The organism is Dietzia sp. 111N12-1 (assembly GCF_001658045.1).
Taxonomy (GTDB): domain Bacteria; phylum Actinomycetota; class Actinomycetes; order Mycobacteriales; family Mycobacteriaceae; genus Dietzia; species Dietzia kunjamensis.
In genome coordinates, this window is the sequence record NZ_LSSV01000025.1 from 47,716 (window position 1) to 67,663 (window position 19,948).

16 protein-coding genes and 2 riboswitches are annotated in these 19,948 nt (G+C 71.8%); of the genes, 8 read left to right on the forward strand and 8 right to left on the reverse strand.

Annotated elements, in window-relative coordinates:
- Positions 1 to 118: 118 nt before the first annotated feature.
- The 3 genes from AYO52_RS05340 to AYO52_RS05350 all read left to right on the forward strand — a co-directional run bounded on the left by AYO52_RS05340 (position 119) and on the right by AYO52_RS05350 (position 3,091).
- The gene (locus AYO52_RS05340) at positions 119 to 1,045 is read left to right on the forward strand and encodes an ACP S-malonyltransferase (protein WP_082923792.1); all 927 of its coding nucleotides are present in this window, start codon (positions 119 to 121) and stop codon (positions 1,043 to 1,045) included.
- A gap of 102 nt (positions 1,046 to 1,147) precedes the next feature.
- The gene (gene acpM, locus AYO52_RS05345) at positions 1,148 to 1,399 is read left to right on the forward strand and encodes a meromycolate extension acyl carrier protein AcpM (RefSeq protein WP_067714230.1); all 252 of its coding nucleotides are present in this window, start codon (positions 1,148 to 1,150) and stop codon (positions 1,397 to 1,399) included.
- Positions 1,400 to 1,654: 255 nt separating this feature from the next.
- A complete protein-coding gene (locus tag AYO52_RS05350) occupies positions 1,655 to 3,091 on the forward strand; it encodes an acyl-CoA carboxylase subunit beta (RefSeq protein WP_067714232.1) in 1,437 nt (478 codons plus the stop codon).
- A 218-nt stretch (positions 3,092 to 3,309) separates the two neighbouring features.
- Here the strand turns inward: AYO52_RS05350 and AYO52_RS05355 are convergent, their stop codons facing one another.
- The 4 genes from AYO52_RS05355 to AYO52_RS05370 all read right to left on the reverse strand — a co-directional run bounded on the left by AYO52_RS05355 (position 3,310) and on the right by AYO52_RS05370 (position 7,540).
- The gene (locus AYO52_RS05355; RefSeq protein WP_067714234.1) at positions 3,310 to 3,819 is read right to left on the reverse strand and encodes a DUF3145 domain-containing protein; all 510 of its coding nucleotides are present in this window, start codon (positions 3,817 to 3,819) and stop codon (positions 3,310 to 3,312) included.
- A gap of 202 nt (positions 3,820 to 4,021) precedes the next feature.
- Positions 4,022 to 4,897 (reverse strand): serine hydrolase, encoded by an 876-nt coding sequence (locus tag AYO52_RS05360; RefSeq protein ID WP_067714237.1) that lies wholly within the window; start codon positions 4,895 to 4,897, stop codon positions 4,022 to 4,024.
- Between the two features lie 112 nt (positions 4,898 to 5,009).
- Complete coding sequence (locus tag AYO52_RS05365; RefSeq protein ID WP_067714239.1) at positions 5,010 to 6,590, reverse strand: ABC transporter permease; 1,581 nt, start codon at positions 6,588 to 6,590, stop codon at positions 5,010 to 5,012.
- A complete protein-coding gene (locus AYO52_RS05370) occupies positions 6,587 to 7,540 on the reverse strand; it encodes an ABC transporter ATP-binding protein (protein ID WP_067714241.1) in 954 nt (317 codons plus the stop codon). Before AYO52_RS05370 ends, AYO52_RS05365 begins: the two co-directional genes overlap by 4 nt.
- 59 nt (positions 7,541 to 7,599) lie before the next feature.
- Here AYO52_RS05370 and AYO52_RS05375 point away from each other — a divergent pair, with 59 nt between their 5' ends.
- From AYO52_RS05375 to cbiB, 5 genes are all read left to right on the forward strand, one after another.
- The gene (locus AYO52_RS05375) at positions 7,600 to 8,694 is read left to right on the forward strand and encodes an alpha/beta hydrolase (protein ID WP_235027867.1); all 1,095 of its coding nucleotides are present in this window, start codon (positions 7,600 to 7,602) and stop codon (positions 8,692 to 8,694) included.
- A gap of 12 nt (positions 8,695 to 8,706) precedes the next feature.
- Positions 8,707 to 8,886, forward strand: a riboswitch (cobalamin riboswitch).
- Positions 8,887 to 8,940: 54 nt separating this feature from the next.
- Complete coding sequence (locus AYO52_RS05380) at positions 8,941 to 9,981, forward strand: ABC transporter substrate-binding protein (RefSeq protein ID WP_067714246.1); 1,041 nt, start codon at positions 8,941 to 8,943, stop codon at positions 9,979 to 9,981.
- Positions 9,982 to 9,985: 4 nt separating this feature from the next.
- The gene (locus AYO52_RS05385; protein WP_082923793.1) at positions 9,986 to 11,071 is read left to right on the forward strand and encodes an iron ABC transporter permease; all 1,086 of its coding nucleotides are present in this window, start codon (positions 9,986 to 9,988) and stop codon (positions 11,069 to 11,071) included.
- Positions 11,068 to 11,841 (forward strand): ABC transporter ATP-binding protein, encoded by a 774-nt coding sequence (locus AYO52_RS05390; RefSeq protein WP_067714249.1) that lies wholly within the window; start codon positions 11,068 to 11,070, stop codon positions 11,839 to 11,841. The genes AYO52_RS05385 and AYO52_RS05390 overlap by 4 nt, the downstream gene beginning before the upstream one ends.
- On the forward strand, positions 11,819 to 12,829 hold the full coding sequence (gene cbiB, locus AYO52_RS05395; protein WP_082923794.1) for an adenosylcobinamide-phosphate synthase CbiB: 1,011 nt from the start codon (positions 11,819 to 11,821) through the stop codon (positions 12,827 to 12,829). Before AYO52_RS05390 ends, cbiB begins: the two co-directional genes overlap by 23 nt.
- Before the next feature lie 78 nt (positions 12,830 to 12,907).
- Here the strand turns inward: cbiB and cobA are convergent, their stop codons facing one another.
- The 4 genes from cobA to AYO52_RS05415 form a co-directional block, all read right to left on the reverse strand.
- Positions 12,908 to 13,747, reverse strand: coding sequence for a uroporphyrinogen-III C-methyltransferase (cobA, locus tag AYO52_RS05400; protein ID WP_253701903.1), 840 nt, complete (start codon positions 13,745 to 13,747; stop codon positions 12,908 to 12,910).
- Positions 13,744 to 14,532, reverse strand: a complete 789-nt coding sequence (gene cobF, locus AYO52_RS05405) for a precorrin-6A synthase (deacetylating) (protein WP_067714252.1) — start codon at positions 14,530 to 14,532, stop codon at positions 13,744 to 13,746. Before cobF ends, cobA begins: the two co-directional genes overlap by 4 nt.
- Positions 14,525 to 18,265, reverse strand: a complete 3,741-nt coding sequence (gene cobN / locus AYO52_RS05410) for a cobaltochelatase subunit CobN (protein ID WP_067714336.1) — start codon at positions 18,263 to 18,265, stop codon at positions 14,525 to 14,527. Before cobN ends, cobF begins: the two co-directional genes overlap by 8 nt.
- A gap of 17 nt (positions 18,266 to 18,282) precedes the next feature.
- A riboswitch (cobalamin riboswitch) is annotated at positions 18,283 to 18,476 on the reverse strand.
- A 62-nt stretch (positions 18,477 to 18,538) separates the two neighbouring features.
- Complete coding sequence (locus AYO52_RS05415; RefSeq protein WP_067714255.1) at positions 18,539 to 19,864, reverse strand: M23 family metallopeptidase; 1,326 nt, start codon at positions 19,862 to 19,864, stop codon at positions 18,539 to 18,541.
- Between the last annotated feature and the right edge of the window lie 84 nt (positions 19,865 to 19,948).

The window sequence follows — 19,948 nt, forward strand, 5'->3', positions numbered from 1 at the left end:
AGAATGCAGATGGACGACCGGCCAGCTCGGCATTTGTGGGAAGTGTACAAAATCCGGGCTGCGTTTCTGGCTTGGGGAACATCATCCGAAGTGGGTGCGGACGTGTTCTCTGATATTCGTGCTTTGCCTTACCTCCCCTGGACAAGGGTCTCAGAAAGCCGGGATGCTCGCCCCCTGGCTCGAGTTGCCCGGTGCCTCGGACCGCCTCGACGAGTGGTCCGCATCGAGCGGACTCGACCTCGAGCGTCTCGGCACCACCGCGACCCTGCAGGAGATCACCGACACCGCGGTGACCCAGCCACTCGTCGTGGCCTCCGCACTGCTCGGTGCCGCGGAGCTGCGCCGTCGTGGCCAGGTTCCCTCCGACACGATGGTCGCCGGTCACTCGATCGGTGAGATCGCGGCGCTGGCGATCGCCGGGGTCGTGTCGGAAGCCGACGCCCTGCGCCTGGCGTCCGTCCGTGGTGCGGCGATGTCCCGGGCGTGCGCCGAACGTCCCACCGGGATGATCGCGGTCCTGGGCGGCGTCGAGGCGGACGTCCTGTTGTCCCTGGACACGGCCGGTCTGCAGCCCGCCAACCGCAACGGCGCGGGCCAGATCGTGGCCGCCGGCCCGCTCGAGGCCTGCGACGCGCTGGAGCAGAACCCGCCGAGCCGGGCCCGCCTGCGCCGACTGGAGGTCGCGGGGGCGTTCCACACCCACCACATGGCCTCCGCCGTCGCCGAGTTCTGCGAGCTCGCGGACACGATCGAGGTCAACGACCCCGAACTGACCCTGATCTCCAACGCCGACGGCATGGTGGTCACCTCCGGTCGCGACGCCCTCGACCGGGTCGTATCCCAGATCACCCACCCCGTCCGGTGGGACCTGTGCACGCAGACCATGCTCAAGCTGGGCGTCGACACGTTCGTCGAACTCCCGCCCTCCGGCTCGCTCGTGGGACTGGCCAAGCGCATGATGCGCGATGTGCCCCGCTACGGCGTGACCACCGTCGAGGACCTCGAGTTCGCACTCGAGTCGGTCCCCGCTCTCAGCGGCGCCTGACCGCTCCTCCCACCCCCGATCGGCGGCCCCAACCGTCGATCGCGATCAGACCACCCGTCGCGCCCGCCGGGCACGACACCACCCATCAGAAAGGGACACCACATGGCACGCACCGAGGCCGAGATCATCGCAGGACTGGCGGAGATCGTCGAGGAGGTCACCGGGATCGAACCCTCCGAGGTGACCCCGGAGAAGTCCTTCGTAGACGATCTCGACATCGATTCGCTCTCCATGGTGGAGATCGCCGTGCAGACCGAGGACCGCTACGGGGTGGAGATCCCCGACGAAGACCTCGCCAAGTTGCGTACTGTTCAGGATGCGGTCGACTACATCCAGAAGCTCGACCAGAGCTGACATCCGGCCCCGTGTGCCGGGGCGGGGACGCAGTCAGGGCCGAAGGTGCGGTCGGTGCACCACGTCGAGCCCGCGTCCCCTCCCCCACACAGGGCCCAACAATGATCACCCCGCTCACGGCGGGGTGCCGGGCGAGAGGTCCGGACCGGGACGGGGGTCCCGATCCGAACGCCGATCGCCCACAAGCCAGTCCGGGGGTCCATCGCAGGCGCGCTCTCCCTTCCAGGGACACGCGCCGAGGAAAGGACTGCACATATGACCATCACCAGCCCTGTTGACCAGAACACCCAGATCGACCCTCGAGATCCCGTCGTCCGGCTCGAGAACCTCTTCGACCCGGCTTCGCTCGAGTTCATCACCGAGCCCGACGCCTCCGGCGCCATGGCCGCGCGCGGCCTGATCGACGGCGAACCCACCATCGCGTACGCGACGGACGCCACCGTCATGGGTGGTGCCATGGGCCTGGACGGGTGCCGGCACATCGTGCGTGCCATCGACGTGGCGATCGACGAGCATCTGCCCGTCGTCGGCGTCTGGCACTCGGGTGGGGCGCGACTCGCGGAGGGCGTCGAGGCGCTGCACGCGGTCGGCCTCGTATTCGAGGCCATGGTCCGCGCGTCGGGCCACGTGCCCCAGATCTCCGTCGTGCTCGGGCCCGCCGCCGGTGGCGCCGCCTACGGCCCCGCGCTGACCGACGTCGTCATCATGGCGCCGGCCGGCAAGATCTTCGTCACCGGTCCCGACGTGGTCCGCTCCGTCACCGGCGAGCAGGTCGACATGGAGGGCCTGGGCGGCCAGGACGTGCACCACCGCAAGTCGGGGGTGTGTCACATCGCCGCGACCGACGAGCGTGATGCCCTGCACCGGGCGCGTCGTCTGGTGACCCTGCTGTCCGCGCAGGGCGAGTTCGACCCGCGTGCCCTCGAGGGCGATCAGACCGATCTTGCGGGCCTGCTCCCCGACTCACCGAAGCGCGCGTATGACGTCCGTCCTCTCGTCCACGGGCTGCTCGACTCCTCGGAGCTCGATGGCAGCACCACCTTCGAGGAGCTGCAGGCCAAGTGGGCGCCCAGCATCGTGGTGGGCTTCGGCCGGATGTCCGGCCGCACCGTGGGTGTCATCGCCAACAATCCGCTGCGGTTGGGCGGTTGCCTCAACTCGGAGTCCGCGGAGAAGGCCTCGCGGTTCGTCCGGCTCTGCAACGCCTTCGGCGTGCCGCTGGTCGTGATCGTGGACGTCCCCGGTTACCTGCCCGGCGTCTCGCAGGAGTGGGACGGCGTGGTGCGCCGCGGCGCCAAGCTGCTGCACGCGTTCGCCGAGGCCTCGGTCGCCCGGGTCACGCTCGTCACCCGCAAGATCTACGGCGGTGCCTACATCGCGATGAACTCGCGCGCTCTCGGAGCCTCCGCCGTGTTCGCCTGGCCCGACGCCGAGGTCGCGGTGATGGGCGCCAAGGCCGCCGTCGGCATCCTCCACAAGCGCACCCTCGCGGCGGCTCCCGAGGACGAGCGGGAGGCCCTGCACGACCGTCTGGCCGATGAGCACGCGGCCATCGCCGGTGGCGTGGGTCGCGCGGTCTCCATCGGTGTGGTCGACGAGGTCATCGAGCCCACCGACACCCGCCGACGGATCGCCGAGGCGCTGGACGCGGCCGCGCACACCCGCGGCCAGCACAAGAACATCCCGCTGTGACCTGAATCCGGCCGGAACACTTTCGGCAGATCCGCACCCGACGACTGCGCCCCCTCCCCGATCTGACGGGAGGGGGCGCAGTCGTGTCCCGGGAGGACGCGGTGGCCACCCGCAGCCGGTGCCGGGTGTCGCCAGCGTGTCGCGCACACGAGTCAGCGCCCGCCCCGAGAACTGGGGCGGGCGCTGTCCGGAGTGCGGGAGTGCGGTGGTGCGGTGGGTCAGCCGACCCGGGAGAGCCAGGTGACCTCGGCGGCGGCCGGGTGGCCGCGCAGCGGTTCGAGGGCGCGGTCCCAGGCGGTGCCGAGCTCGTCCTCCACCGCGGCATGAAAGGCGGCGGGGCCGGCCTTCATGAGATGCCGGAGCCGGTTCTCGCTGAGCACCACGTCGCCGCTGGCGCCCGTCTGCCCCCGCCACATCCCGAGTTCGGGTGTGTGGGAGAAGCGTTCGCCGTCGACGAGGTCGCTCGGGTCCTCGGTCACTTCGAAGGACAGCATCGACCACTTGGCCAGCGAATCGGCCAGACGCGCGCCGGTGCCGACCGGGCCGATCCAGTCGACGATCGCTTTGCGAGCGCCCGGCTGGGCCGGCTGGTCTTCCCAGCGCATGGCTGAGTTGGCGTCGAGAGTGGCTGCGAGAGCCCACTCGACGTGAGGGCATAACGCGGTAGGCGCGGCATGGATGAACACCACGCCGGTCGTCGTATCCGCGAGATAGTTATGGTCAGACATCACTTCACTCCCGACTCACTGAGGGACGTCTTCCCCAACGACCTCACGAAATCGTGTGAATGATGTTGCTTCTGTTGCTTGCAGTTAACACTGTGCCTGAAGTGATCGAATTACACCAGCGACACTTCTCGACTCTCAGCAAAGTTACAGCACGGTGATTCCCGCGCCCGGCACGAGTGCGGGCGTGTCGCGGGTGGCGGACTCACCCGCCGAGCGAGTCCTCCTCGCGCGAACGCCGGGTTGCCGCATCGACCACCCTGTCGGACAGTTCCGGCCACAGCGGCTTGGCCCAGTCGCCGAAGTCGCGGTCGGTGAGCACGATCAGCGCCGTGGAGATCTCCGGTTCGACCCACAGCAGGGTCCCGGACTGCCCGAAGTGCCCGAAGGTCGCGGGCGAGTTGTGCTGCCCGGTCCAGTGGGGATGCTTGGCGTCGCGGAGTTCGAAGCCCAGCCCCCAGGGGCACGGCTTGTGCATGCCGTACCCGGGCACGATCCCGTCGAGGCCGCGGAACTGTTCGGTCACGGCCTCCTCGAGGGTCTCGGGCGCGAGCAGCCGCGGGGCCACGAGTTCACGGGCGAACGCGATGAGGTCGGCCAGGCTGGCGGAGGCCCCGTGCCCGGCGGAGCCCTCGAGCGTGGTGGACTCCATGTCCAGCGGCTGACACACCGCCTCGTGGAGGTAGTCGCCGAACGCGATCCCGGTGGCGTCGGCGATGTGGTCGGCCAGCACCTCGAACCCGGCCGAGGAGTAGATCCGCCGTTCCCCCGGCTCGGCGCGGACCTTGTCGCGGTCGGCGAAGTCCAGCCCCGAGGCGTGGGCGAGCAGGTGACGCACCGTGGACCCCTCGGGCCCCGCAGGATCGTCGAGGCCGATGGCCTCCTCCTCGACGGCCAGGAGCGCGGCCATCGCGACGAGGGGCTTGGTCACCGAGGCCAGGCGGTACACGCGGGTGTCGTCGCCGTGGACCGCGAGGGCGCCGTCGGGGCCGACCACCGCGGCCGAGACGGTGTCCACCGGCCAGTCCGCGACCACCGACAGCGCGGTGGAGAGCCTGTCTCGATCGAACTCGTCCGACATCGGTTCCTCCCTGGTTCGCGTGCGACCGGCGGCGCCGGTGTCCGTGACGGCCGCGCCGGTGAGGCGTGGCGGCCGTGCGAGCCAGTCTGTCAGGTCGGGTCGGGTGCCGCGGTCAGGTCCGCGGCACGTCGCGGCGCCGGAAGCCGGCCAGCCCCACGGCGACCAGCACGACCGTCACCGTGAGGAGCGCGGCCACGCCGATCGCGTTGACGGGGCCGACGGGCGCGGTGCCCACCGCGCCGAACGGGGACAGGCGCATCTGGTCCTCGTCGAGCCGGAGCGTGGGTCCCATGAGGGTGACGACGACGGCGAGGGCGAACGGCGCCCACGCCAGGACCTGCAGTCTCGGGGATGCGCCGAACAGGCCGATCGAGATCGCGACGAACACCAACGCGGCGGGGACGTACCACGCCCCGGCGCCGATGATTCGTCCCGCCAGGTCCGGGTCGTCGAGCACGGCGGCGGCGGAGATCCCGAACGCGGCGGCGCCGGCGAGGACCACGACGACGGTGCCGGCGGCGACGACCGCGGTGTGGGCGGCGAGCCACGACCACCGCGAGCGCCCCGTGGACAGTTCCATCTCGAGTCGTCCCGCGGTCTCCTCCCCGCGCAACCCGGTGAGGGTCTGCAACGCGAACCCGGCCCCGAGGAATCCGGTGAACGCCACCAGCATCTGCACGATGGAATCGACCACGGTGCCCGAGTCGCCGAGGAACACCGCCAGGTCGGGGTTGGACATCATCGTCTCGACCACCACGTTCATCAGCGCGCCGTACATGGCCATCAACGCCACCACGCCGATCGTCCAACCCGTCAGTGCGCCCAGGTGCTGGTGTACGGCGGTCCCGGTCCGGGACGCCCGCCACCGGGACGCGGTGGCGGGGCCGGTCCGGGCGGGGACCATCCCCTGGCCCACGTCGCGGCGCGCGGCGAGCCACAGCGCGACCGCGGCGAGCCCGGCCGCGGCGACGACGGCGACGATCAGGGGCACCACGGAGGACTCGCCGAACGGCCGGGTCAGGCCGTGCCAGCCCAGCGGCGAGGTCCAGCTCAGCCAGTTGCGGTTGACGTCGCCGATCCCGCGTGTGATCAGGGTCAGTCCGGCCACGGTCATCGCCGCCGCCCACACGGTCCGGCTGTGCGCGAACACCTGCGCGAGCACGGCGGTGCCGGCCGCGTACACCCAGCCGGCGGCGACGATCGAGGCCACGTACAGCGCCGCGCCCGCGCGGTCGAGGTCGACGGTGAGGGTCGCCGCCCACAGCGCCAGACCGAGGACGGTGAAGACCCCGGCGACGACGACGAGGGCGGCCGCCGTCGGGGCGAGCCGGCCGACCCGGCCCGCCAGGAGCAGTTCGGACCGTCCGGACTCCTCCTCCTTGCGGGTGGCACGCGCGGTCAGGGCGATCGCCATGACGGGGATGCCGAAGGCGACCATGAACGAGTACTCGTTCATCATCACGCCGCCGAGGGTGTCGAGCCCGGCCACCCGGCCGGTGAGCATGATCATCGACTCGCCGACCGAGGCGCCGTACGTGGCGAGTTCCTGCGGGGTGTCGTACAGGGCTGCGATCGACAGCCCGGTGACGAGGTACAGCGCGGCCAGGCCGAGGACCCAGGCGGCCGCGGCCCGCCACCCGGCGCGCAGGGCGATGCGTGCCAGCAGGCCTGTGCCGGCGAACGGCGAGGTCATCGCCGGTCCCCCGTTCGGTCATCGTCTCCGGAGGCCTCGCCGGCACCGGAGTAGGCGTTGAGGAACAGGTCGTCCAGGCTGGGCGGGGTCGCGGTGAGCGTGTGGATGCCGGCCGCGTGAAGGAGGCCGGTGACCTCACCCAGCTGCGGGGCCGGCACGTGGCAGCGGACCTCGAACCGACCGTCGACGGTCTCCTCGATCCGCAGGCCGTCGACCCCCGTCACGCGCCCGAGTGAACCCGGATCGGCGTCGGTGACGGCGTGGACCTCGGTCGTGGTGTGACGCCGCAGGTCGGCCAGCGTCCCGGAGGTGACGGTGCGGCCGTCGCGGATGATGCTCACGCGGTCGGCGAGGGTCTCGACCTCGCCCATGATGTGGCTGGACAGCAGCACGGTGGCGCCGCCATCGACGGCCTCGCGGACGCACTCCTGGAACGTCTGCTCCATGAGCGGGTCCAGGCCGGACGTGGGCTCGTCCAGCACGAGCAGTTCGGCGTCGGAGGCCAGCGCGGCGATCAGCGACACCTTCTGTCGGTTGCCCTTGGAGTAGTCACGTGTGCGTTTGGTCGGGTCCAACCGGAAACGTTCGATCAGCTCGTCCCGACGGCCCGGGTCCAGTCCCCCGAGCGCCCGGCCGAGCAGGTCGATGCACTGGCCGCCCGTCAGCCGCGGCCACAGGGTCACCTCGCCGGGGACGTAGGCGAGCCGGGCGTGGAGTTCGACCGCGTCGCGCCACGGGTCGCCGCCGAACACCGTCGCCCGCCCGGAGTCGGCGCGCATGAGCCCGAGCAGGATCCGGATGGTGGTGGACTTGCCCGACCCGTTGGGTCCGAGGAACCCGTGGACCTCGCCGCGGCGCACGTCCAGGTCCAGCTCATCCAGGGCCCGGGCGCGGCCGAAGGTCTTGACCAGGCCCTCGACCCGCACCACGCTCTCGTGTTCTGAACGCATGATCAGCTCCTTCGTCCGATTACCCCGATCATCCCAGGGATCTGCGTCACAATGTGGCCATGCGCTCTCCCATGTCCGGCCACCGAGTCTTTTCCCCGTCGATCCCGGATCGCCTGACCAAGGCCGTCATGACCGCTGCCGGGTGCCTGCCCGGCCCGCTACTCCGACTCGTGGGCGGGACCCCGCGACGGATGGACGGCCAGGTCCTCGACCCGCACTTCCAGGCCGGGCTCCGGGTCATCTCGATGACGTCCGAGGGCGAATACGAGGATCTGACCGTCGAGAAGGCACGTTCGGCCGTCGAGCGGTCGGCGTTCACCGTCTCGGGGAAGAAGATCGACCTCGCCGTCGTCACCGACATCGTCCTCCCGCTCGGCGGCACCGACCCGGACCGGGCCGACCTGCCCGCGCGCCTGTACTCGCCGGTCCACGGTGACGAGACGCTGCCCGCACTGGTGTTCTTCCACGGCGGCGGCTGGGTGCTCGGCAGCGTCGACTCGCACGACGCGACCTGCCGCTACATCGCCAAGACGGGCCGGCTCAAGGTGATCAGCGTGGACTACCGGCTGGCACCCGAGTTCCGGTTCCCCACCGCGGTCGAGGACGCGATCGCCGCGTTCCGGTACGTCCGCGACCACGCCGACGAACTCGGCGTGGACCCGACGCGCATCGCGGTGGGCGGTGACAGCGCCGGTGGCAACCTGGCGGCGGTGGTCTGCCAGCAGACGCGCGACGCCGGAGAGAAGATGCCGGACTTCCAACTGCTGTTCGTCCCCGCCACCAACATGTCCGCGCGGACCCGCTCGTACGAGCTGTTCGGCGACGGCTTCTTCCTCACCCGGGCCAACATGGACTGGTACGAGGAGACCTACATCCGGTCCGACGAGGACCGGCTTGACCCCCGCGCCTCCCCCCTGCTTGCGGAGGACTTCTCGGGACTGCCGCCCGCCCACGTGGCCACGGGCGGGTTCGACCCGCTGCGCGACGAGGGCGAGGCCTACGCCCGGAAGATGGCCGATGCCGGTGTCCCGGTCTCGCTGCGCCGCCACGAGACACTGGTCCACCCGTTCGTCAACGCCGTCGGGGCCACCCCGCTCGCGCGCTCGGCGCTGTCAGAAGCGGTGGGCGCGATGCGGATGGGGCTGGCGTACTGACCCTGGAGCGCGTGTTACCTTGTGATCGCCAGCGAGACCGATCGGTCGCGGGAATCCGGTGCGAATCCGGAGCTGACGCGCAGCGGTGAGGGTGATGGCGGGGCACGGTGCCACTGGGCCGCACGGTCTGGGAAGGCGCTTCCGTCCAGGTGATCCCGAGTCCGAATACCGGCTGGCCCTCGCGGTGACAACCGCCAGGTCATCACCGGGCTTCGCGTTCCAGGCCCGCGACCTCGGAGCACACCCATGCGTTCGTCCACCCTGGTCGCCCTCGCCGGCGTCACCCTTCTCACCCTGACCTCCTGCACCGCCCACGACCCGGCCGCGATCGCCGGCCCGGGCACCGATCCGATCGAGAACTGCGGGGAGCAGGTGCAGCTCGACGCCCCGCCCGAACGGGTCGTCTCGCTCAACCAGGGCTCCACCGAGATCCTGTACGCCCTCGGCCTCGGCGACCGGATGGTCGGCACCGCCACCTGGACAGACCCGGTCCTACCCGAGTTCTCCGAGGTGAACAGGTCTGTCCCCCGCCTGGCCGACAACGCGCCGTCGATGGAGGCCGTCCTGGACGTGGAGCCGGACTTCGTCACCGCCTCCTTCGGCAGCACCCTCGGCGAGGGCGGGGTCGCCGCCCGCGAGCAGTTCCACGAACTCGGCGTGGGTACGTACCTCTCCCCCACCGACTGTGTGGGCAAGGTCGCCGACTCCGGGGACGGCGTCCGCGAGACCCCACTGACCCCGGACCTGCTCTACCGCGAGATCACCGAGCTCGCGACGATCTTCGACGTGGAGCAGGCCGGTGACGAGCTGGTGGCGGACCTGCAGCGCCGGCTCGACGAGGCCGTCGAGAGCGTCGACGCCCGCGGGATCTCCGCGATGTACTGGTTCGCCAACTCCGAGTCCCCGTACCTGGCCGGCTGCTGCGGTGCCCCCGGCCTCATCTCGACCACCCTGGGCCTGGAGAACGTCTTCGACGACACCACCCAGGAGTGGCCGCAGATCAGCTGGGAGGTCGTGGCCGAGCGCGACCCGGACGTGATCGTCGTGGGCGACCTGACCCGCAAGAGCCAGACCGCCGAGACCGCGGGGGCCAAGATCGCCTACCTCGAGTCCAACCCCGTCACCCGGGAGATGGCGGCGGTCCGGGAGAAGCGGTTCATCGACATCACCGGTGCCGAGATGAACCCGTCGCTGCGCACGATCTACGGGGTGGAGACCGTCGCGGCGGGGCTCACCGAGCTGGGCCTCATCACGCCGGGGGCCGGCGCGCCGGACCCGGCCAACTGACCCGATGACCCTCGCACCCGAGAGGACCACCGCCCCGGTGGTCCCGGCGCCACCGCGCCGGCGGCCGGCTCTGCGGCGACCGTCCGCACTGGTCACCCTGTGGCTCGGTGGCCTGGGGCTGCTGGCGGTGTCGACGGCGCTCGTCATCACCATCGGCCCGTCCGGACTCACCGCCGCCGACGTTATCCAGTCCGCGCTGGCCCGACTCACGGGAGCCGACTCCGGGCTCACGCGGATCGAGGAGGGGATCATCTGGAACCTGCGGCTTCCGCGCACTCTCATGGCGGCCCTGGCCGGGGCGGGGCTCGCACTGTGCGGCGTCATCCTGCAGTCGCTGCTGCGCAACCCCCTGGCCGACCCGTACATCCTCGGCATCTCCTCGGGCGCATCCACCGGGGCGGTCCTCGTGGTGGTGCTCGGGGTCGGCGCGGGCGCGGTCGGGCTCACCACGGGGGCGTTCGTCGGGGCGCTCACCGCGTTCGGCTTCGTCCTGGTCCTGGCCTTCGCGTCCGGCGGGACGCCCGACCGGGTGGTGCTGGCGGGGGTCGCGGCGACCCAGCTGTTCTCCGCGGTGACCTCGTTCGTCGTCTACATCGCCGCCGACGCCGAGCAGACCCGCGGCGTCCTGTTCTGGCTGCTCGGCTCGCTGGCCTCCGTCCGCTGGTCGGACGTGGCGGTGTGCGGCGTCGTGGTCCTGCTCGGGCTGGTGGCGTGCCTGCTGCACACCTCCAGCCTCGACGCGTTCGCCTTCGGCCAGGACGCCGCGGCCGCCCTCGGCGTCAACGTGGCCCGCACGCGGCTGGTGCTCATGGTGGTGACGGCGCTCGTCACGGCCGTCATCGTGAGCACCTGCGGCGCGATCGGTTTCGTGGGGCTGGTACTGCCGCACGCCGCGCGGGCCCTGGTCGGCGGCCGGCACCGGGTCCTCGTCCCGACCGCGGCGCTGATGGGCGCCGTGTTCGTCGTGTGGATCGACGCCGTCTCCCGCACCGTGATCGCGCCCCAGGAGTTGCCGATCGGGGTGGCCACCGCACTCATCGGCGTCCCGGCCTTCGTCGGGCTCCTCCTGCGACGGGGACACGGCCGATGACCGCCGCCCCGTCGACCCTCGAGGCTCGAGGCGTCTCGTGGTCCGTGCGCGGCCGGACCATCCTCGACGACGTCACCGTAGCTCCCGCCCCCGGCACGATGGTCGGGGTGCTGGGGCCGAACGGATCCGGCAAGTCGACGCTTCTGCGCATCCTCACGGGCCTGCTCCGGCCCGACACCGGATCGGTGCACCTCGACGGCACGGACATCCGATCACTCCCCCGCAAACGCCTGTCCCGGCGCGTGGCCCTGGTGGCGCAGGAGGCGACCACCGACCAGAACCCCACGGTCCGGGAGGTCATCGAACTCGGCCGCATCCCCCATCGCGCGGCCTGGTCGGGTCCGGGTCCCGGGGACGACGCGGTGGTGCGGCGCGCGGCGGAGACGACCGGCCTCGGCGACCATCTGGACCAGCGGTACGCGACGCTGTCCGGCGGCGAGCGGCAGCGGGTGCAGATCGCGCGGGCCCTGGCCCAGGAGCCCGGGGTGCTGGTCCTCGACGAACCGACCAACCACCTCGACATCCGCCACCAGCTCGACCTGCTGGCCCTCGTCCGCGCCACCGACACCACGGTGGTCGCGGCCCTGCACGATCTCACCCTGGCGGCCACGTTCTGCGACCATCTCATCGTGTTGTCCGGTGGGCGGCTCGTGACCGGCGGCGCGCCCCACGAGGTGCTCACCGCCGATCTGATCCGGGAGGTGTACGGAGTGGAGGCCGAGGTGACCCACGACGGGCGGGGGGCGCATGTCCGCTATCTCGCGCGCTGACCCGCGTGCGCGTCACGGGGGCTGCGGCAGCGCACTGCCCGCCCGCGCGGCGGGCATCGCGGCCGGGTTCGCCCTCGACCGCCTCGTCGGCGACCCGGGGCGGTTCCACCCCGTCGCGGGCTTCGGCCGGGTCGCGCTCGTCGTGGAGTCGCGACTCCTGCGGCCCGGCCTGACGCCCAACGCGCAGCGGGCGGCGGGCCTGCTGTTCACCGGCGTCCTCGTGGGGGGCACCGCCGCTGCAGTGACGGGCGTCGGACGTCTCGCCGGACGGAACCGCGTCGCGGCAGTGGCGTGGGACGCGGCCGTGGTGTGGTCGTGCCTGGGCGGGTCCTCGTTGCTCGCGGTCGCGGGGCGGCAGGGTGACCTGCTCGCCCGGGGCGATCACGCGGGTTCCCGGGACCTGTTGCCGTGGTTGTGCGGACGGGATCCGGCCGCGCTCGGCCCGGAGGATCTCGCGCGGGCTGTCGTCGAATCCGTCGCGGAGAACACCTCCGATGCGGCGGTGGCGACGCTGTTCTGGGCCGCGGTGGCGGGTTCGCCCGGCGCCGCCGTCCACCGCGCGGCCAACACGCTCGACGCGATGGTGGGTCACCGTTCGGAGCGGTACCGCCACTTCGGCACCGCCACCGCTCGGCTCGACGACGTGCTGGGATTTCTGCCGGCTCGGGTCGCCGGCGTGCTCGGGGTGGTCTGCGCCCCGACCGTGAGCGGGAGTCCCGCCGGGGCCCTGCGGGCGTGGGTCCGTGACGCACCGGCGCACCCGAGCCCGAACGCCGGGGTCGTCGAAGCCGTGTGCGCGGGCGCCCTGGGGGTCCGGCTTGGCGGGCCCACGCCGTACCCGTACGGCGTGGAGGACCGGGCGGTCCTCGGTGACGGCCGGTCGGTCCGGGACGACGACATCCGCCGCGCGATCCTCCTGCACGACCGCGTCCAGGTGGGCACCGTCGTGATGGCGGTGCTGGGTGTGGTCGCACGCTCCTGCCGATGAACTCACGCGTGCGCATCGGCGCGGGCGGGAACTCACCGACGGCGGCGGCGGGGCCTGATCCGTCGCCGCCCACACCGCTCAGGCGTGGGCCATCATCTGCCCTGCCAGCGCCGCGACCGCCCCGATCACGGTGATCGCGGGCGGCGCGACCTGAGCCTCGGCCGCCTGCCGCGCGATCGTCGCCAGCGTCCCGTGCAGGACGCGCTCCGCCGGGGTGGAGCCGTTCTCGACCAGCACAGCCGGGGTGTCCCCGGGCATCCGCTCGGCCAGGAGTTCCGCGGTGATGGCGGGCAGGGTCGTGACCGCCATGAGCAACACCAGCGTGGTCCCGGACCTGGCGAGCGCGCCGTAGTCGAGGGTCGAGTGCGGGCTGTCGGGCGGGACGTGCCCGGAGATCACCGACACGCCCTGCGAGAGTCCGCGGTGGGTGGCCGGGACGCCGGCGAGGGCCGGAACCGACAGTGCCGAGGTGACGCCCGGGATCACGGTGACGGGCACCCCGGCCGCGGTGCACGCGAGGTGCTCCTCGGCGCCGCGGCCGAACAGGAAGCTGTCGCCGCCCTTGAGTCGGACGACGGTGCGCCCGCGCCGCGCGTGCTCGACGAGGATCCGGTTGATCTCCTCCTGCGGGGTCGCCGGACCGAAGGGCACCTTGCCCACGTCGATCACCTCGATGCCGGGGTCAAGCTCGTCGAGGATCGACACCGGTCCCAGGCGGTCGGTCACCACCACATCGGCGGTGCGGACGGCGTCGAGGCCGGCCACGGTCATCAGCCCCGGGTCCCCCGGCCCGCCGCCGACCAGCACGACCCGGCCCGCGCAGTCCCGCGCGGCCGTGGCGCCGGCGCTGTCCTTCCCGCCGGTCGTCCCGGCCGTCGCCCCGGCGGTCGCCCCGGCGGTGTCCTTCTCAGCCGTCATCGGGCCGTCGTCCCTTCTCCGCGTCGCAGTAGATACACGTCCATCACCCAGCCGTGCTCGTCGCGCAGCCGCTCGCGGTGCGCGCGCAGGTCCGGCAGGACGTCGCCCACGCGGCCCGCGACGAGCGTCTCGCCGGCGTCGCCGAGGTTCCCGCCCCACCAGATGTTCCAGTCGGCCAGGTCATCGAGCGGCAGGTCGCCGTTGAGCATCACCACCACGTTGTCGGCGCCGGCGGCCACGACCTCGCGCAGCCGGCGACCGGTGGTCACGGTGACCGTGCCGCCGATCTCGTGCAGGACCAGACGGTGGCGCGCGGCCAGAACCTGGAGCGCGGAGATCCCGGGCACGACCTCCACCTCCAGGTCCAGCGCACCGCGCTCGGCGATCCGGTCGAGGATCCTCAGCGTGGAGTCGTAGAACGCCGGGTCGCCCCACACGGGGATCGCCACATCGCCGGGCCGGGAGGCCACGACGCGTTCCCAGGCCAGGGAGCGGGCCTCGTGCCAGTCTGTCACCACGCCGCGATACCCGGCGTCGGAGGAGGTCGACGACGACGAGCGGTCCCGCTCCGGATCGGGCACACCCACCAGCTCGACGCCCGGCGCGTGGCGGGCGAGCAGCCGCGCGCGGAGATCGATCAACGGGTCGGTCGGGCCTTTCACGGCCGCGAGGGCGTAGTCGCTGGCGCGCAGGGCCCGGGCGGCCTCGACCGTGATCTGGTCGAGCCCGCCCGAGCCGATGCCCACCACGCGCACGCGCCGCCGGCCGGTGGGGAACTCAGTCACCGTGGGACTCCTCGAGATCGCCCTCCACGTCGAGGTAGACCTGCCGCAGCCGATCCATGATGTCCGCGTCGGGCTCGGCCCACATCCCGCGGTCGGCGGCCTCGGAGAGCCGCTCGATCATCCCGCGCAGCGCCCACGGGTTGGACCGGCGCAGGAACTCCTGATTGGTCTCGTCCAGGACGTACTCGCGGGCGAGCGAGTCGTACATCCAGTCGTGGACCACGCCGGCGGTGGCGTCGAACCCGAAGAGGTAGTCCACCGTGGCCGCCAGCTCGAACGCGCCCTTGTAGCCGTGACGTTGCATGGCCGCGATCCACCGCGGGTTCACCACGCGGGCGCGGAATACCTGCGTTGTCTCCTCCGCCAGCGACCGGGTGCGCACGGCATCAGGCGTGGTCGAGTCGCCCACATAGGCGCGCGGCTCGGCGCCGGTGAGCGCGCGGACGGTGGCGATCATCCCGCCGTGGTACTGGAAGTAGTCGTCCGAGTCGGCGATGTCGTGCTCGCGGGTGTCGATGTTCTTGGCCGCCACCGCGATGCGCCGGTAGTTGGTGCGCATGTCGTCGGCCGCGGGGACTCCGTCGAGGTCGCGGCCGTAGGCGTACCCGCCCCAGCGGGTGTAGACCTCGGCCAGGTCTCGGTCGTCGCGCCAGTTGCCCGCCTCGATGGTCTGCAGGATCCCGGCGCCGTAGGAGCCCGGTGCGGAGCCGAATATGCGGGTGGTGGCCCGGCGGTGGTCGGAGTGCTCGGCCAGATCGGCCCGCGTGTGGGCGGCGACGAAGTTGTGTTCGTCGGGCTCGTCCAGCTCGGCGACCATCCGCACGGCGTCGTCGAGCATCCCGATGACGTGCGGGAACGCATCGCGGAAGAAGCCCGAGATGCGCACGGTCACGTCGACGCGCGGGCGGCCCAGTTCCTCGGACGGGACCACCTCCAGGCCCGTGACCCGGCGGGAGGCCTCGTCCCACTCGGGGCGGACGCCCAGCAGGGCCAGGACCTCGGCGATGTCGTCCCCGGAGGTGCGCATGGCCGAGGTGCCCCAGATCGACAGCCCCACCGAGCTCGGGTACTCCCCGGTCTCGGCGACGTGCCGGTCCAGCAGCGAGTCCGCCATGGCCTGACCGGTCTCCCACGCCAGCCGCGACGGGACGGCGCGCGGGTCCACCGTGTAGAAGTTCCGGCCCGTGGGCAGCACATTGACCAGACCCCGCAGCGGGGATCCCGAGGGCCCGGCCGGGATGAACCCGCCGTCCAGTGCGTGGATGACGGCGTCCAGCTCGTCGACAGTGGCGGCCAGGCGCGGCACCACCTCGCGGGCGGCGAACTCGAGCACCTGCGCGACCTCGTCGTCGTCGTTGTCGTCGTCGTTGTCGTCATCGCCCTCGGACGCGCCGTCACCCGCCCCACCCGCGGTGAGGCCCGCGGCGGCGAGGACGTCGGGCACCGCGGCGACGTCCCACTCCCGCGCGTCCATCCCCTCGACCAGCGCCTTGGCGAGCGCCTCGACCCGGTCGACCTCCTCGGTCGGCGCGCCCTCGGCCAGCCCGAGTGCGCGACGCAGGCCCGGAACCGCCCCGGACTCGCCGCCCCACACCTGCGAGGCCCGCAGGATCGCCAGCACCAGGTTGACGCGCGCCTCGCCCGCGGGCGCCTGGCCCAGGACGTGCAGGCCGTCGCGGATCTGGACGTCCTTGATCTCGCACAGCCAGCCGTCCACGTGGAGGAGGAAGTCGTCGAACTCCTCGTCGTCGGGGCGCTGCTCGAGGCCCAGGTCCTCGTGCATGTGCGCGGACTGCATGAGGGTCCAGATCTGCGCGCGGATGGCCGGGAGCTTGGCCGGGTCCATCGACGCGATGTTCCCGTACTCGTCGAGCAGCTGCTCCAGGCGGGCGATGTCTCCGTACGACTCCGCGCGGGCCATCGGCGGGACCAGGTGGTCGACGATCGTCGCGTGCGCACGGCGCTTTGCCTGCGCGCCCTCGCCGGGGTCGTTGACGAGGAAGGGGTAGATCAGCGGCAGGTCGGCGATCGCCGCGTCGGTGGCGCAGTCCGCCGAGAGCGCGGCGTTCTTGCCCGGCAGCCATTCGAGCGAGCCGTGCTTGCCGATGTGCACCAGCGCATGCGCCCCGAAGCCGCGGGCGAGCCAGCGGTAGGCGGCCAGGTAGTGGTGGGAGGGCGCGAGCTCGGGGTCGTGATAGATAGCGACCGGGTTCTCGCCGAATCCGCGGGGCGGCTGGATGAGCAGGACGACGTTCCCTGCCTGGATGGTGGCCAGCACGATCTCGCCGGCGTCGTTGACGAACAGCTTCCCCGGCGCCGGCCCCCACGCCTCGACCATCTCCGCGCGCAGCGCCTCGGGCAGGTCCGCGGTCCAGCGCAGGTAGTCGTCGGTGGAGATCCGCACGCGACTGTCGGTGAGCTGGGCGCTGGTGAGCCACTCCTCGTCCTGCCCGCCCGCGGCGATGAGCGCGTGGATGAGGGCGTCGCCGGCGGCGGTGTCGTCGGCGTAGTCCCCGGCTGTGTCCAGGAACCGGGCGATGGGGCCGTCGTCCGGGCCCAGGTCGTAGCCCTCGTCGCGCATCCGGCGCAGCAGGCGGATGGTCGAGACCGGGGTGTCCAGGCCGACGGCGTTGCCGATGCGGGAGTGCTTGGTCGGATAGGCCGACAGGACCAGCGCGACCTTGCGGTCGGCCGGCGCCACGTGGCGCAGCCGCGCGTGGGCCACGGCGATCCCGGCGACACGCGCGCACCGCTCCGGATCGGCCACGTAGCGGGGTAGGCCGTCGGCGTCGATCTCCTTGAACGAGAACGGCGCGGTGATGATCCGGCCGTCGAACTCGGGGATCGCGATCTGGTTGGCCGAATCCAGCGGGTTGACGCCGTCGTCTGAGGCCGCCCAGTCTTCCCGGCTCCACGTCAGGCACAGGCCCTGCAATACGGGAATGTCCAGCGCGGCGATGCGCTCGACGTCCCACGTCTCGTCCTCGCCGCCCGCACTCACCGCGCCGGGCGTGGTGCCGCCGGCAGCAAGAACCGTCACGACCAGCGCATCGAGAGTGCCGAGCGCGTCGAACAGCTCGTCGGGGGCCGAGCGCAGAGAGCCGGCGAAGACCGGCACTCCCACCGCGCCAGCAGCGTCGATCGCGTCGGCCAGCGAGTGCGCGAACCCGGAGTTCCCGCTCACCTCGTGGGCGCGGTAGTAGAGCACGCCCACGCGGGGCAGGCCGGGGGCTTCCGTCGTGTCCGGGCGCGGCGGCATCCCCCACACCGGCACGCTGACCGGCGGCTCGAACCCGGCGCCGGTGAGCAGCACGGTGTCGGCCAGGAACGCGTGCAGCTGCGCGAGATTGCCCGGGCCGCCCTCGGCGAGATAGCGGTGCGCCTCGGCCGCGATGCCGATCGGGACCGTGGACAGCTCCATCAGGTCTGCGTCGGGGGTCTGCTCCCCACCCAGGACCACCACCGGGACGCCCGCGCCGAGCACGGCGGCGAACCCGGCCTCCCACGATCGCCGCGAGCCGAGGATGCGGACCACCACCAGGTCGGCGCCGTCGAGCAGTTCGGGCAGATTCGCCTCGACGTCGAGTCGGGACGGGTTGCCGAGCGACCAATCCGCGCGGGATTCCCGCGCGGAGAGCAGGTCCGTGTCGGAGGTGGACAACAGGGTGATGCGGGGCACGTCGTGCTGTGCCGAGGCGTCATCAGGGGACGCCGAACGCCGGTCGGGGCGCATGTTCTTCTCCAAACCCTCGTGGAACATGTCGCCGTGGCCGGTCTCCTGGCTTCCGCATCAATGCCGCGCGACCGACCTTCCCGGACCCGTGGATCCAGTGGTCTCCGCCCCGTGAGGGACGGACGAGGGGGCGCGACTCCGCGACTACAGTGGCGAGGGCCGCGCCGGCTTTTCCTCCGGCTTCCCGAACACCACGGCACGGGCGAGCCTATCCGGCGCACCCCGCCCGTGGCCGCCCGGCTGCCTCGCGTCAGCCGGGGACGGCCATCCCGGTCAGGGGAAGTCCACCACCGCGAGGTTGAGTGGCAGCTCGCCTCTCCGCGGCTCCGGCGAGAGGTCCGCGGTGTCGACGAAGGTGCCGGACAGGAAGTCGTCGGCGTCGGCGATCCGCTGCGGCGGGACCTGCCCGGCGTAGTCGAACCCCTTCAGCTCGTACGGCAGCGAGTCGGCCTCCAGCAGGCTCGGCCCGTCCATGAGCTGGAAATGCAGGTGCGAGGCGTTGGCGTTGCCGGTGTTCCCGAGCTTGCCGAGCACCTGGCCCTCGGTCACCTTGTCCCCGGGCTTCACCGTGACCGAGCCGGAGATCATGTGTGCGTACATCGCGTACACGCCGCCGCCGAGGTCGAGCACCACGTGGTTGCCGTCCACGTTCTCCACGGTGAGCTTGGAGGCCAGTTCCGGGTTGCTCGCGGGCAGGACCCCCGGCGCGTTGGCGTCCATCCCGTCGAGGACCGAGACCACGGTAGCGTTGGCCACGGCGAGGATCTCGGCACCGTAGTCCACGTAGCTCTCGTTGTGGTTCTTGTCTCCGGCAAAGAACTCGCCCTGGTCGTTGGTGCGCTTCCAGTCGATCGCGAACCGCTGGCTGTTGTTGAGTTTGCCGTTGACCGACATCACTGAGCTGCGGTGCGGGAAGCCCGGTTCGCAACACCCGTTGAGGGCCACCCAGTTCTCGCCCCGCACGGGCGGCGCGATGACCGGCACGGTGCGGGTGGAGAAGGCGACCGGCGTCGTGAGGTAGTCGATGGGCCCCGGCTCCCCGAACGCCGGCGAGGCGGCGCCGGTCCCGTAGAGGTGGTGCAGTACCACCTTCGGTGCCTGGTCGAGGGAGTCGAAGGTGTAGTCGATGAACAGCACCCGGCTCTCCTGCGGCGGGATCTGCGCGGTGTCGACGTACCCCGCGGGCAGGTCGCGCAGGCGGTTGCAGTCGCCGAACACGCAGTCCGGGTCCACGAGCTCCGCGGCGGAGAAGCTGGCGATGACCGTCGTGGGATCCGCGCCGTCCACCACGTCGATCTTGTCCACGCTCGCCGGCACCTTGGTGGCGTTGGTGAGCTGCAGGTCGTAGGCCACGTGGTACTTGCCGTCGGTGCCCTTGAACGGCAGCGGCGGGTTGCCGATGGGAATCATCGTCAGCGCGGTGAACGCGTCCGGGACGGTCACCTCGGCGACGGACCCGGCGGCCGGTGATGCCGTGGTGGTGTTGGCCGCTTCGGTGGCGGCGGGTTCGGTGGCGGCGTCCGACGAGCACCCGGCCGCGACCAGTGCGACTGCGGTGAGGGCGGAGGCGAGAAGGGTGGGTACGCGGCGAGTTGTCACGGTGGAGCTCCGCTTCTTCAGTTGTGAAGAAAAAACTTACCATCTGCGATCTGGGAAAAGTACACCCTCGATGGGCTGCCACAA

Excerpts from the sequence above, each read along its gene's own strand:
- acpM (WP_067714230.1), top strand. The coding sequence starts at position 1,148 with ATGGCACGCACCGAGGCCGAGATCATCGCAGGACTGGCGGAGATCGTC.
- AYO52_RS05350 (WP_067714232.1), top strand. The coding sequence starts at position 1,655 with ATGACCATCACCAGCCCTGTTGACCAGAACACCCAGATCGACCCTCGA.
- AYO52_RS05355 (WP_067714234.1), bottom strand. The coding sequence starts at position 3,819 with ATGTCTGACCATAACTATCTCGCGGATACGACGACCGGCGTGGTGTTC.
- AYO52_RS05360 (WP_067714237.1), bottom strand. The coding sequence starts at position 4,897 with ATGTCGGACGAGTTCGATCGAGACAGGCTCTCCACCGCGCTGTCGGTG.
- AYO52_RS05365 (WP_067714239.1), bottom strand. The coding sequence starts at position 6,590 with ATGACCTCGCCGTTCGCCGGCACAGGCCTGCTGGCACGCATCGCCCTG.
- AYO52_RS05370 (WP_067714241.1), bottom strand. The coding sequence starts at position 7,540 with ATGCGTTCAGAACACGAGAGCGTGGTGCGGGTCGAGGGCCTGGTCAAG.
- AYO52_RS05375 (WP_235027867.1), top strand. The coding sequence starts at position 7,600 with ATGCGCTCTCCCATGTCCGGCCACCGAGTCTTTTCCCCGTCGATCCCG.
- AYO52_RS05380 (WP_067714246.1), top strand. The coding sequence starts at position 8,941 with ATGCGTTCGTCCACCCTGGTCGCCCTCGCCGGCGTCACCCTTCTCACC.
- AYO52_RS05385 (WP_082923793.1), top strand. The coding sequence starts at position 9,986 with ATGACCCTCGCACCCGAGAGGACCACCGCCCCGGTGGTCCCGGCGCCA.
- AYO52_RS05390 (WP_067714249.1), top strand. The coding sequence starts at position 11,068 with ATGACCGCCGCCCCGTCGACCCTCGAGGCTCGAGGCGTCTCGTGGTCC.
- cbiB (WP_082923794.1), top strand. The coding sequence starts at position 11,819 with ATGTCCGCTATCTCGCGCGCTGACCCGCGTGCGCGTCACGGGGGCTGC.
- cobA (WP_253701903.1), bottom strand. The coding sequence starts at position 13,747 with ATGACGGCTGAGAAGGACACCGCCGGGGCGACCGCCGGGGCGACGGCC.
- cobN (WP_067714336.1), bottom strand. The coding sequence starts at position 18,265 with ATGCGCCCCGACCGGCGTTCGGCGTCCCCTGATGACGCCTCGGCACAG.